The sequence below is a fragment of the Bacillus sp. EU52 genome (assembly GCF_037964975.1).
Lineage (GTDB): Bacteria > Bacillota > Bacilli > Bacillales > Bacillaceae > Bacillus > Bacillus subtilis.
Genome location: NZ_CP150177.1, coordinates 3,416,440 through 3,429,710 on the forward strand (window position 1 = coordinate 3,416,440; position 13,271 = coordinate 3,429,710).

Genomic DNA, 13,271 nt, shown 5'->3' on the forward strand with positions numbered 1-13,271 from the left:
CGGTTATTTTAAAGTGACGGTTTGCCCTGTCCGCAGCTGTTCTGCGATTTCGTCAAGTTTTCTCAGCCTGTGATTGATCCCTGATTTGCTGATTTTCCCGCTTGCTACCATTTCCCCCAGCTCTTTCAGCGTCACTTCCTGATAATCAATCCGAAGCTGCGCAATTTCCCGAAGTTTTTCAGGCAGCGCCTCCAGGCCGATTCTTTCATCGATGTATTTAATATTTTCCACCTGTCTCAGCGATGCGCCGATTGTTTTGTTTAAGTTGGCTGTTTCACAATTGACGAGGCGGTTGACCGAATTTCTCATGTCCCGGACGATTCTGACATCCTCAAATCGCAGAAGCGAATTGTGAGCGCCAATTACGTTCAGAAACTCTGTAATCTTCTCAGCCTCTTTTAAATAGGTAATGTAGCCTTTTTTCCGTTCAAGCGTTTTGCTGTTTAACTGAAACTCATTTAACAGGTCGCATAATGAATCGTTATGCTCCTTATAAAGAGAGAAGATTTCTAAATGATACGAGGAGGTTTCCGGGTTATTGACCGAACCTCCTGCCAAAAATGCTCCTCTCATATAAGAACGCTTGCAGCATCTCTTTTTGACCAGCTCTTTCGAAATACTTCGTTCAAACACAAAATTCTCCCCGAGTATTTTTAAATCCTCTAAGATCGTTTTTGCATTTTCTGAAAAACGCACAATATAGACGTTATTCTTTTTCAGCCGCATTTTCTTTCTGACCAGCAGCTCGACCGACACATCATATTGTTTTTTCAGCAATGTATAGATGCGGCGGGCAATCGCCGCGTTTTCAGTTTGAACATCGAGTACGAGATGGCGGTTTGTAAATGATAAAGCTCCATTCATCCGAATGAGTGCAGACAGCTCGGCATTAATGCAGCAGTCCTTCACTTCCAGATTCGTTAATTCTTTTTTTGTTTCTGATGCAAATGACATATAGCCACCTCATTTCAAGGCTTCATTCTTTCAGTAAATCAACAAGAAGAGAGGCCACTTTATGTGTATCGTGACGTATTACGTCATTTTTATACGTTACAATTTGATCTCTGATGACTTCAAGCCCCATCGCTTTCAGCTCTTCAATATCAAAATCAACAGGACGCGCCGATTCCATTTCGTACTTACGCTTTATTTCGTCGGGAATGTCTTCACTGTTTACTAATATCGTATCAATAAAACCACAGCCCATATGCTGATTGAGCGCTTTCACATGATCAGCAGCGGTGTAATGGAGCGTTTCGCCGGGCTGAGTCATCACGTTGCAAATGTATACTTTTTTCGCCGGCGCCTTTATCACTTCTTCCCCGATTTTTGGGACGAGCAAATTGGGAAGAATGCTTGTATAGAGGCTTCCCGGGCCGATAATAATCAAATCCGCTTCCCTGATCACGTCTATTGTTTCCGGCAGCGGATCAATCTGTTCAGGCGTGAGAAAAACACGCTTAATACGCTGTCCGTATTCCGGGATCGTTGACTCGCCTGAGACCACGCGGCCGTCTTCCATCTCAGCATGCAAAACGACACTGGCATTGGCAGCCGGCAAAACCTTTCCTCTTACATTCAGCACCTTGCTCATTTCAGTGACAGCGTGAAAAAAATCACCGGTTATATTTGTCATCGCTGCCAAAATCAAATTCCCGAGAGAATGGCCTGTTAAGTCATTCCCTTTATTGAAGCGGTGCTGAAAAAGATCTTCAACAAGCGGCTCCACATCGGATAAAGCGGCAAGCACATTTCTGATGTCTCCGGGAGGCGGAATTTTCAGTTCATTCCGCAGACGGCCAGAGCTTCCCCCATCATCGGCAACTGTTACAATGGCCGTGATGTCAACAGGTTTATGCTTTAAGCCCCTAAGCAATACAGAAAGACCTGTACCGCCGCCAAAGATTGCAATTTTCGGCTTTTGTCCCATCTTATTTCCGGCTTCTCTTTTCAATGTCCCGGTGAGTAACATGAGTATAGTAATCCTTTTTGAAATAATCAGCTAAATTCTCGGCTAATGTCACAGAGCGGTGCTGGCCCCCTGTGCAGCCGATCGCAATGACAACCTGGCTTTTTCCTTCTCTTTTGTAAGATGGAAGCATAAAGCTCAGCAGATCAATTAATTTCTCATTGAACTTTTGTGTTTCATTCCACTTCATGACGTAAGAGGAAACCTCTTTATCCTTGCCAGTCAGCGGCCGCATGCTTTCGATATAGTACGGATTCGGCAAAAATCTGACATCAAAGACGAGATCTGCATCAATTGGAATACCGTATTTAAAACCAAATGACATGACATTCACGGTAAATGTCTCTCCTTGGTTTGTCGCAAAGTGCTTCACGATTTTTTCACGCAAATCACGCGGCTTCATGTCAGACGTATCGTAAATGATTTGAGAGCGGCCTTTTAATTCCTCAAGCAGCTCTCGTTCCAGCGCGATGCCTTCAAGCGGCAGGCCAGTCGCTGCCAAAGGATGCGAGCGTCTCGTTTCTTTATATCTTGTGACGAGAATGGAATCCTTCGCGTCCAGGAATAAAATTCGCGGTGTGATCCACGGATTTTCGGCCATTTCATCCAGCGCTTCAATCAGCCGGTCAAAAAATTCGCGGCCGCGCAAATCCATCACAAGCGCAACTTTGCTCATTTTCGAATTTGATTCCTTCATCAGCTCTAAAAACTTCGGAAGCAATGAAGGCGGAAGATTATCGACGCAGAAATAGCCGAGATCTTCAAAGCTTTGGATCGCGACAGTTTTCCCGGCTCCCGACATTCCGGTTATAATGACAAGCTGAATATCATGTGATTCACTAACACTCATCTTTCTCCCCCCTGACTTGTCTTTCTATTTGATGTGCTGCGGGTCTAAACGATAACTGAGCAGCTCAAATTCCGGTGTATACGTAAATGTGCCGTGCAGCAGCCCTTGTCCCTTCATCATAAAATCAAGGATATGGCCGTCTCCAGGGGCCATAGGCAGGTTCTGAATGTCATTGACATCGTGCCACTGCAGTTTGCCTTCCTCTGATTCTGATACATTTTGTCCTGTATAAGAATCCGCGACAAACGTAAACATCATCCACTCGGAGACAATGTGGTCACCGTCTTTAATAATAAAGGTAAAAACGCCTTTTAATTGAGGATTTATGATATAGATACCAGTCTCTTCTCTGTACTCTCTGATGACGGAGTCTCTGACTGATTCTCCGCTCTCCATCTTGCCTCCCGGCGCGACCCACCATCCGCGTCTCGGCTTTTGAAGCAGAAGAACTTTGTCATCCGTCTGAAGCACACAATTTGTCACTCTTTGCAAGTACGTCACCTAACCTTCGTCCTGTCATCGTCTCTTTATTATACCGCTTCAAGATGCCTCCCACAATGAAGAGACATTGACAATCTTTTCTTCTATTTTACAGCATATTCATTCCTTAATTCAGATGATTTTGCTGTAACTGGCATTCATCTTTTATTTATGGACAAAAAAAGGACACGGATAACTGGAGAATCCGTGCCAAAAAAGTGTATTCATTATAAAAAGGGGGTCAATTACTTTATTAATCATAACCGAAAAGCATTACACATGTGTTACAGCGGAATTAAAACCCAGTAACGTAATGTGAAACTCGTATGACAGCCCTTTTTATTTTAAGGTTTTCAGCGTTTCTTGGAGCTCTTCGACATAATGCTGTACGCTTTGTGCCGCAATACTTCCGTCTCCTGTAGCCGTTACGATTTGGCGCAGTGATTTTTCGCGGATGTCTCCGGCAGCGAAAATCCCTTCAACCTTTGTCTCCATGCGGTCGTTTGTTTCGATATAGCCTTCTTCATTCGTAATGCCCAGGTTTTCAAACGGTTTAGACAGAGGAAGCATGCCGATGTAAATGAATACGCCGTCTGTTTTGAATTCACTTTCTTCACCGGTTACTGTATCGACAAGCGTTACGTTACCGACTTTGCCGTTTTCCTCATGAATTTCCTTCACGGTTTTGTTCCATAGGAAGTCAACTTTTTCATTATCAAATGCTCTCGCTTGAAGAATACTTTGAGCACGGAGTTTATCACGTCTGTGCACAATCGTTACTTTTGAGGCGAAACGAGTCAGATATACGCCTTCTTCAACCGCGGAATCTCCGCCGCCAACAACGACTAGTTCTTTGCCTTTAAAGAAAGCGCCGTCACATACTGCACAATAAGATACACCGCGGCCGCCCAATTCTTTTTCGCCAGGCACGCCGATTTTTTTATATTCCGCACCAGCAGCAATGATGACAGCACGGGCTTTATATTCTTTTGAACCAGCTTTGACTACTTTGTACTCTTTGCCGTCAACGACTTCTTTAATATCGCCATAAGCGTATTCAGCGCCGAATTTTTTCGCATGTTCAAACATTTTGTTAGAAAGCTCAGGCCCAAGGATACTTTCGAATCCAGGATAGTTTTCTACATCTTCCGTATTGGCCATTTGTCCGCCAGGAATTCCTCTTTCAATCATTAATGTTGATAAATTCGCTCTTGATGTGTATACAGCGGCCGTCATCCCAGCAGGGCCCGCGCCGATTATAATCACGTCATAAATTTTTTCTTCTGACACACTATTCACTCCTTAAACCATCTTTTCAAGTTTGGGCTCCTTCTTATAAGATAAGAATCCCCATCAAACGTATTCCTTACCCATATCCTATAAAATCTCATGGTGATACGCTATTTTTTTGCTCAACACGATTAAATGTATTCGAAAAGGGTATATGTTAATAAAGAAAGAGCCTTCTGTTTTAGAAGGCCCTTGTCATATTTATTATTGAACAACACGTCTTACAACGCCTTTAAATGCTTTTTTCCAGTAAGGATTGCTCATAGAGTCAACAGATACGCCATGAGATGTATTGTCGTTTAGGAAAGTACCGTTTCCTAAGTAGATTCCTACGTGTCCATTTGTTTTGTAAGTGTCAAAGAACACAAGGTCTCCGCGTTTCATTTCAGACGCGCTGACAGCTTGTCCTCTGCCAACTAACGTATCAGTAGTTGTCCCGCCTACAGGTCCAAGGTTAACACCTGCAGAAGCGTATGCCCAGCGTACGAATGATGAGCAGTCAAAAATACGGTTGTTGATATCAGATTGGCTGCGTCCGCCGCCAAACTTGTACGGAGATTGTCCTACAATGCTTGAACCAACGCTGATCGCGCCTTCAATTCCGCCAGAGTTGCTGATAATAGTGCCGCCTGAATTGCTGTTTGAGCCGCTGCTCTTCTTAGAAGATGAGCCGTTTGACGAACTGTTTGATGAACCGTTAGAAGAATTGTCTGAAGAATCATCAGATGAGCTTGCTTTTGCTGATTCAGTTGTCGCCGTTTGACTGTCATCTGTTTGTGTTTCATCAGATGCTTTTTGTGCTTCTTCCTGCTTTTTGATCAAAGCAGCCGCTGCTTCTTGTTCTTTTTTGATGCGTGCTTGTTCAGCTTCAGTATTTGCTTTTTGATTTGCAAGTTCAGACGCCTCTGATTTTAATTCAGAAATCGCTTTAGCCGTTTTCTTTTGGCTTGCTTTTGCTTCGTCGAAAAGCTTGTCTTTTTCATTAAGCTGTTTATCAAGGTCTTTTTGCATTGTTTCTAATTTAGCCAATGCAGCTTGAACTTCTTTCAGCTTGTCATTCAAATCCGCTTCAGAATCTTCGAGCTTCGCTTTATCCTGCTCTTGCTGTTTGATTAAATCTTTGTCTGCGTCCACAATAGATGAAACCGCAGTCGCACGAGAGATAAAGTCACCAAAGCTTGTTGATCCTAAAAGAACATCTATGTATCCTTGAGATCCGCCGCTTTCCTGTAAAGAACGAACGCGTTTTTTCAGGATTTCATTGCGTTTTTCGATGCGTGCTTCAGTTTCTTTAATCTCTTTTTTCAGTTTTTTGATTTCTTCTTTTGTTTTATCATTTTCTTCTTTTTTATCTTCGATCTTGTTGCTTGTATCAAGCGCCTTAGCGTTAATGTCTTTCAGTTCTTTTTCAATCTTTGATTGATTTTCCTGAAGCTCAGTTAATTCTTTTTCCTTCGCTTCAATGCTGGAAGCAACCTCAGATTGCTTGCTTTCGATTTTTTGTTTCTTTTCATCTAATGTTTCCGCCGATGCAGTTTTACTTGTAAATGGGATCAAAAAACTGCTTGTCCCGATGACGGAAGCCAAACCAAGTGTAATTAAACTCTTTCTCACTTTTTATATCCTCCCTTTTACTGTGAACCTGTCCTCATTTGGAATCGTATTTTGAACATCAAGTTTCGTTCCTCATACTCTACGAGGAATGATGGTTGTTTATGGTTAATTATTCTGTGCATCTCTTATTCTGGTTGTATAGCGTTTATTTCACATCATATGTAAAAAACACTAATTCCTTATGTACGAGAATCATTATACCATCAAGTTTCGACAAATTAGCGATAAATTTTATTACATTTATGTTTCAAACAGATGTCAAGTCACACATCATTTGTCATTTTTCTTAAGCGTGCAAAAAAACTGTCGATATTATTTTCTCAATATAATCTATCTAACAAAAAAAGAGTCGATTAAATAAATCGACTCTTTAAAATTTACTATTCTAGAATATCATCAATATATTTCATATATTTCGTCAACGTTGCCGGAGAGATGCCGAATCGGGCCGCTGTGTGTTTTTTCGTGTCTTGCTTGCCATGGGCTTCTTTCCAAATATAACAGATGGCTGCTGCCCAGCCTTTCTCATTCTTCAACGGAGCAGCTGCACGAATTTGCTGGATGACCTGGAAAACCCAGCAGCTCATGACTTCTGTTTTCATCTCTTCTTTTTCAGCTTGCTCTAATAATTTGACCGTTTGATAAGCGAAAAGTGCATCCTCTGAAACGTCAGCAGCAGCAGAATCTCCATTCAGAAGCAGCTTTACAAAATGATTTTCAAAAGGAGCGGTAATTCTCTTTGATCGTATCACCGCTTCCAGATGCTCTGTTTCTCCCTTTGTGCTGCTGATATAATAGGCTGCGAGACGCTGCTCCACAGATGAAGGAAGAGCTTCCCTCCGCTCAATCCAAGGCGCCGGGCGGTCTTCGCCGGGATATTGCGACTCGACTTTTCTCCAGATCGTCTCGGCAAAGTCGGTATGTCCCGTAAAATAAGCAGAGCAGGAAAGCCAGTAAAAGAAGGTGTCGTCACCTTCAAAGCCGGTTTTATATAATGATTTGAGCCATTTATATCCGATCTCGTAGCGGCCGACAAGCGCCAATGTAGCACCCAATTTATAACGCTGCTCCAATAGCATCGGATAGACATTGGAGAGCTGATCACTCAATTCCGCCACTTTTTCGTCTTCTCTTTCATAATAGTAGAAAACGAGAAGATTGCATAAGGCGTGAAGATTTCCTTCATTATGAGAAAGCACTTCATAAGCGGTTTGCTTCGCTTTTACAACGTTTCCTGAATAGAAATAGGCAAGCGCGAGATTGTTGTATGCTGACCAAAGCTCCGGATATTCAGCTGTGATTTCCTCAAGCGCCGCAACCGCTTCAGCAAGCTGGCCGCTTTCCAGCAATGACTTTGCCCGATCCTGTTTCACCAGCAGTTCATCCTGATCATACAACGAATCTTCAATGCCGTCGTCTCCTAAATCGAGCAAATCAAGCAGACTATCGTTTTCTTCGGCGAATTCACCATCCGGGTCCGCATCAGAATAAGCGGCCGCTTCTTTATAAGCTTCCTGGAAGAGCCCCAGATGGGCAAAGTTATTCGCTTTAAAGTAATGGCACTCCGGCATTTCGGCCTCCAGATTTGCCATGATATAGTCAAGAAGATCGTTCGACTCTTGATACTGGCCCATTTCCGAATAAATGACCGCAAGCTGTGAAAGCATCTCTGAATCCTCCGGCTCCAAATGAACCGCGCGCTGAATCAGTTTGCTTGCTCGTTTTAGATTGCGCTCTTTATACGCTTTCAAGCCTTTATGAAAAAAATATTGTCCATCTTGAAGCAGCTGGACAATTTGTGCGTGATTTTTATGTTCAGAAGTGTGTTTTCCCACAACTACCCTCCGTTTTATACAATATTACCGTCAGTAGTATACCATAAATCGTAAGCCCCTCAATAGTTCAAAAGGAAGGATTGGGAAAATCCCTCCTCTTTTTTATTGGCTGATTCGACCAGAATTTACCCAGCTTTGTTTTCTAAGTCCGCATTCATTTTCAGCTGCTGTTCAGCAAAATCCCTATAAAGACCATGGGAAGCCATTAACTCATGGTGTGTTCCACGACCGGTAATTTCCCCTTTTTCAACAAACAAAAGCTGGTCCGCATCTACAACGGTAGATAGGCGGTGAGCGATAACAATCGTTGTGCGGCCCTCCATCAGCACCTCCAGCGCCTGCTGAACTGATTTTTCAGATTGGCTGTCGAGACTTGAGGTAGCTTCATCGAGCATAAGAATGCTTGGGTTACGGAGAAGCGCTCTCGCAATCGCGATTCTTTGCCTTTGTCCGCCTGACAGCATAATGCCGCGTTCGCCTACTTCTGTATCAAACTGATTCGGCAGCTCCTTTATAAAATTGAGCGCATATGCCATCTCCGCGGCTTTTTCGATCTCAGCATCCGTCACATCTCGTTCTAACCCGTAGCAAATATTTTCTCTGATTGTCCCGGACATTAACGGGCTTTCCTGCGATACATACCCGATGTGCTCCCGCCACGATTCAAGCGAATAAGTATCAATCGGCTCGTCCCCCAGCCGAATGGACCCTGCAGTCGGAGAATAAAAACGTTCAAGCAGCTTAAACAGCGTCGTTTTCCCCCCGCCGCTCGGACCGACAATCGCTGTGACTTTACCTGCTTCAATGACAGCGCTGACCTCTTTTAAGATCAGCTGATCAGGCTTATATCCAAAAGACACGCAATCCAGCTGGATAGGGAGATGCGCATTTTCAATTTGTTTTCCTGTCACTGTATCTTCCTCTTCCTCTGCTAAAATCTCAATCATTCGTTCTGTTGCACCGATTGATTTTTGCAGCTGTGTGAAAAACGTTGTAATCTGGCCCATCGGCATAATAATTTGAAACAAATATAAAATAAAAGCCACGAGCGCTCCGGCTGTGAGCTCGCCTGAAGATACCTGCATGCCGCCATATCCGATGACTGCGACAAGGGCTGCCATTAACACGAGTGAGATAAGCGGGCCGACAAGTGATTGAACCTTAGCTTCTCGAACGCCAAGCTTAAATAATGAGGAAATCCCTGTTTTCCCGCGGCCGTATTCGACATCCTCCGCATTTGAAGCTTTGACAAGTCTGATTTCCGGGAGAATTTGATTCAGCAGGCCTGTAAAACGGGCTGTTTCATCTTGTGTTTCCCGTGAAATGGAGAACATTTTCCGTCCAATCGGCACCAAAATAAGAGCGGCCAGCGGAACGACCACTAACACAAGCAGTGTCAGCTTCCAGTTCATAATAAACAAGATTGTCAATGATCCAATGACAGAAATGATGCCTGTAATAAATCCGCTGATATGGGTTGTAATCAATTCTTTGACAACCATCGTATCGTTCGTTACACGGCTGACTGTTTCTCCGGAAGCATTTGTATCGAAATAAGAGACAGGCAGCTTAATTAATTTCTTCCATAATAAATCCCGCAGCCCGGAAATGATTTTTTGTCCATTATAGTTAAGCGCATAGGTGGCATAAGCGCTTAAACCCGCCTGAACGAAAAACACCAGCGCGATCAAACCGATTTGCGTGCCTGACAGATTTGACATAGAAAAACCATCGACAAGCTGCTTCGTTAATAATGGAATGAGCAGGCTGACCAGCGTGGTTACTACACTGAGGGCAAGCGCAAAGGCGAGCTTTCCATAAGAAGGATTGGTCCGTCTTACTAAGGCAAAAAAGGGTTTCAATTTACTTTTAGATTTTTGTTTCTTGGTTGGCATATATTTTCCTCCTGTTTCAGCGTTCAGAAAGGTGAAAAGTCATAGCAAAAGGATGATTTTTACTCTTTCTCAATCATATCAATGGAGAAAGACTTTTTCAGTATATTTTTGCCGTGATCAAAATAAAAATCTCCCACTCATTGTTTGAATAGGAGATTTTTGTGTTAGACATCTTTCACTGGCTTCTTTTTTCTGTAAGTCAATGTTACATCCTGCTGTCGCAGGTCTTCTATTATCATTTTGTACCGATCAACTTTTGCGGTATGTTCTTCTTTTATCATCTGAAGGGCAGCTTTTCGTTTTTCGCTATTAGACTCAAGCTCTTTTTTTATTTTTTTTACAATCAACCCTTTTTGCCCTTTGATTTCCTCTTTTAATGAAGACTCAAATTTCTTTGTCAGGCTGAGAAAGTCGTTGATCGGTTGATTGAGGGTGCCCGCTTTCCCCTTCATTTCATCTTGGGTAAGAAACATATAGGTCGTTGATACAATTTCTGTTTCACTTTCTGAAAATAAGGAAGTCACTCTTCATATTCCTCCTAAGGCTGAAAATCAAATAACTGAGAAATCATTTCTTCTTTTTCAAACAGCTTTTCAATACTCTCGCGGATATTTTTGATAAAATCTCTTTTTTCTGTTGTCTGTTTTTTTAATTCAGCAACAATTCCATCATTAGCAGGAAGCGCACCTGTGTGGAATGATTCATGAACTGAGATTTTCTCCAATTTATCGAATGTGTGGCTGAAACCAGCTGCAAGCCGGAATTGAAGATCGAAGGCATAATGCGAAGGGTTTTCTTCCATATGATGAATAGCCGTGATGATCGCCTGCTTTTTGTCTATGAAGTCTTCATCGATTTCCTGACTGTAAACCTTCTGGTACTTAGAAATCGCATCTTCCATATCTTCAACGATTTTCATACCGTTTTGATAGATTCTGACAGCGGATGAGAGATTGACTTGAATCGTTTCTCCCGAGCCGCTCTTCCCTGTAAAATAAATATCGGTGCCTTTATAGCTGAAGCCTTTTTCCTTTGACAAGGCGTTGAGCATTTGAACGATACTGTGGCCGTCGACGATAAGTTTTAGTGCGTCTTTTGTTTCTGTGTCGAGTGTTTTCAATGAGGACAGAATTGATTTTACATAGTCCACTATTTCACCAACGTCTTTCAAAGCTTGCATAAATTGGCCATGCTTTAAATGGTCAATGAAATGTTCGTACCGTGATTCTATGCCTCGCATACTCGCATTAATATTCGTAAATTCTTTTTTGATCACTTTCTTTTGCGTTTCATCAATATAACCGTTTTCAGCTAACTGATCTACGACCGGTCCGCTGTTTCTCAACAAGGTATGAAGAAAACCTAAAAACGACGGCAGTTCCTCTTTTATTCGGCCATACATTTGCTTAACATCATCAAAATGCTCATATAGAACACTTACTTTCTTTAAAGCGCCGTCTGTGTTTTTCACTTTCTCAATCAGGTCTATGTCTATCCCGCTGGCTGCCTTTATAAAACCGTTCAAGCCGTCTTTTTCATAGTCATCCTTATATTTTTGAAGGAATTTTTGAATTGACCTCACATCTTCGTCAGGAACCCCATCCATAATGTTTCGGATGCCTTTTACACTTGTATTTGTATCTGCCATCTTCACATCACCGAATGTAATGAAATCGGCCTTGCCGCTGACTCCATACAGCGGGTCATCTTTTGAGATGCGTTGGATGATGTTTGCTGTTACGCCTTTGTCTTCATAATATTTTTGGATTTCTTTTTTTAGCTTATCTGGTGGGATATCATTTATATCTTTTAAGCGTCTAATATGAAATTTATGCATTAGCCTATCTCTCAAATTCAAATCAGTTGCTAGCAGGTGGTCAACGCTTATTTGAGCTCCGTTAACCCCATAAACCTCATCAAATTCTCCGTCAATTAATTGAACCATCACCTGATTATTATTTGCCAGTGAGTGGCCCATAGCAAAGGTCTTTAAATCATGAGAATTCTCTGTTTCTCTTTTGGCATTTCTTACAAACTCTTTTGTCGCTTGGTACTGGCTGTCATCTATCCCTAAAAAGAGACCAAAGAAATTGTATGACCAGTCTTCGTTATCAGCACTCCCCTCTGAAATAATATGAAGTTGATTAACGTGTTGTTTATCATCCTTAATATAAATAGCTGTACCATCATATCCGGACTCTCTTATTGATGTATCTATTTTCGAATTTTTTTTAATAAGTTCATTAGATGTGTATATTTCCAGATTTTTTGGAAGATCTCGATGTGTTTCTTCTTTGTATATTCGACGCACCTCGACTTCAAAACCTGTTTTAGCTCTCTTTATTTCACTTTCAATATTAGAAGCAAATTTTTCTTTATAATCGTACTCCAAGTCAATTAAACGCAGCTTTACATTTTCATTTTCAAATATATTCTTATTTTCCATTTTCTCTATTTCTCCTTTTTAACTTTTAAAAAGGTGATAGAATCAATTATTTTTCGAACTTTTTTTTCTGCTTCTTCTTTCTTTAATGAACAAACCTCTTTACCCTTATAGCAAGAAAAACGAAAAGAATACTCTATTCCTAAATATTCCTCTTTTTTAGATTTAACATAACCAAAAAATCTATAAGAAAAATTATTCTTTTCATCCACATCATCAAAACTGCTTTTCTTTTGAGCAGAATATACAATTTTATCAGATAGCTCTCTTTCTTCGTATTTTCCTTTATAGCTATTTCTGCCGCTTACAATGTCAAGCATTGTATCCTTGTCATTCGCAAAACTTTTTTCTTGATGATAATCTAATTGCCCGTCATATTGAATGTTAGTTTTTTTATTGAAACTATCAAATACTATTGTTTCCTCATTTTCACCTTTACTTGAAAGATCAGGTACATACTCCCCATCCTCCGGAAACAACATCCTAAACCCTTTCAGCTTAGATTCAAGCAAATAATACCCTGGCTCCTCTTCTTTCGTTGACACCATGTACTCTCTCGTTTTTTCATCTTGAAACGCCGGAACTTGCGGCAGGTCTTTTGGATCCATTTCTTTTGGTTTTACGGCTTCTGTTTTATTGTCATTTGTGCTGTTTTTATCATTGTCATTCATACTGCATCCTCCTGTCAGGGCAAGTAATAAGCTGAAGCAAATAAAGATGATCTTTTTCATTACGAACCTCCACGGGTTTTGTGAGAATAGAATTCTATTTTCATACTAAAATAATTCTATTGACCTGCTTAAGAAATGATTATTTTATCCTTTTTCATGTTACATCATGGCTGAATTTGGATAAATAGGAAATCAGACTCGGTTTTGATCTCCTTTTATTAACT

At 41.4% G+C, this 13,271-nt stretch carries 11 protein-coding genes; all 11 read right to left on the reverse strand.

All coding sequences use genetic code 11. The features are described from left to right. Positions 1-3: 3 nt before the first annotated feature. The 11 genes from whiA to NSU05_RS17605 all read right to left on the reverse strand — a co-directional run bounded on the left by whiA (position 4) and on the right by NSU05_RS17605 (position 13,107). A complete protein-coding gene (gene whiA, locus NSU05_RS17555) occupies positions 4-954 on the reverse strand; it encodes a DNA-binding protein WhiA (RefSeq protein ID WP_003228147.1) in 951 nt (316 codons plus the stop codon). 22 nt (positions 955-976) lie between these two features. After that, positions 977-1,930: a gluconeogenesis morphogenetic factor gene (mgfK, locus tag NSU05_RS17560; protein WP_003244450.1), complete on the reverse strand. Its 954-nt coding sequence runs from the start codon at positions 1,928-1,930 to the stop codon at positions 977-979. Position 1,931: 1 nt separating this feature from the next. Further along, positions 1,932-2,819: an RNase adapter RapZ gene (gene rapZ, locus NSU05_RS17565; RefSeq protein WP_003243903.1), complete on the reverse strand. Its 888-nt coding sequence runs from the start codon at positions 2,817-2,819 to the stop codon at positions 1,932-1,934. A gap of 24 nt (positions 2,820-2,843) precedes the next feature. Next, on the reverse strand, positions 2,844-3,320 hold the full coding sequence (locus NSU05_RS17570) for an 8-oxo-dGTP diphosphatase (protein ID WP_010886622.1): 477 nt from the start codon (positions 3,318-3,320) through the stop codon (positions 2,844-2,846). A 318-nt stretch (positions 3,321-3,638) separates the two neighbouring features. Next, positions 3,639-4,589 (reverse strand): thioredoxin-disulfide reductase, encoded by a 951-nt coding sequence (gene trxB / locus NSU05_RS17575; RefSeq protein WP_003228139.1) that lies wholly within the window; start codon positions 4,587-4,589, stop codon positions 3,639-3,641. Positions 4,590-4,793: 204 nt separating this feature from the next. Beyond that, a complete protein-coding gene (cwlO, locus tag NSU05_RS17580; RefSeq protein ID WP_038429709.1) occupies positions 4,794-6,203 on the reverse strand; it encodes a peptidoglycan DL-endopeptidase CwlO in 1,410 nt (469 codons plus the stop codon). Between the two features lie 380 nt (positions 6,204-6,583). Continuing rightward, entirely contained in the window at positions 6,584-8,038 is a 1,455-nt protein-coding gene (locus tag NSU05_RS17585) for a tetratricopeptide repeat protein (protein WP_033885400.1), read from the reverse strand. Positions 8,039-8,163: 125 nt separating this feature from the next. Then, the gene (gene bmrA, locus NSU05_RS17590) at positions 8,164-9,933 is read right to left on the reverse strand and encodes a multidrug resistance ABC transporter ATP-binding protein/permease BmrA (RefSeq protein WP_038429712.1); all 1,770 of its coding nucleotides are present in this window, start codon (positions 9,931-9,933) and stop codon (positions 8,164-8,166) included. 164 nt (positions 9,934-10,097) lie between these two features. Then, entirely contained in the window at positions 10,098-10,457 is a 360-nt protein-coding gene (locus tag NSU05_RS17595) for a hypothetical protein (RefSeq protein ID WP_003228131.1), read from the reverse strand. Positions 10,458-10,471: 14 nt separating this feature from the next. Then, complete coding sequence (locus tag NSU05_RS17600) at positions 10,472-12,379, reverse strand: DUF6792 domain-containing protein (protein ID WP_038429714.1); 1,908 nt, start codon at positions 12,377-12,379, stop codon at positions 10,472-10,474. Between the two features lie 5 nt (positions 12,380-12,384). Then, the gene (locus tag NSU05_RS17605) at positions 12,385-13,107 is read right to left on the reverse strand and encodes a hypothetical protein (protein ID WP_038429716.1); all 723 of its coding nucleotides are present in this window, start codon (positions 13,105-13,107) and stop codon (positions 12,385-12,387) included. Positions 13,108-13,271 lie beyond the last annotated feature (164 nt).

What these genes read in the sequence shown, in the direction of transcription:
- NSU05_RS17600 (WP_038429714.1), bottom strand. Translation starts at nt 12,379, where the DNA reads ATGGAAAATAAGAATATATTTGAAAATGAAAATGTAAAGCTGCGTTTA.
- NSU05_RS17605 (WP_038429716.1), bottom strand. Translation starts at nt 13,107, where the DNA reads ATGAAAAAGATCATCTTTATTTGCTTCAGCTTATTACTTGCCCTGACA.
- whiA (WP_003228147.1), bottom strand. Translation starts at nt 954, where the DNA reads ATGTCATTTGCATCAGAAACAAAAAAAGAATTAACGAATCTGGAAGTG.
- bmrA (WP_038429712.1), bottom strand. Translation starts at nt 9,933, where the DNA reads ATGCCAACCAAGAAACAAAAATCTAAAAGTAAATTGAAACCCTTTTTT.
- rapZ (WP_003243903.1), bottom strand. Translation starts at nt 2,819, where the DNA reads ATGAGTGTTAGTGAATCACATGATATTCAGCTTGTCATTATAACCGGA.
- mgfK (WP_003244450.1), bottom strand. Translation starts at nt 1,930, where the DNA reads ATGGGACAAAAGCCGAAAATTGCAATCTTTGGCGGCGGTACAGGTCTT.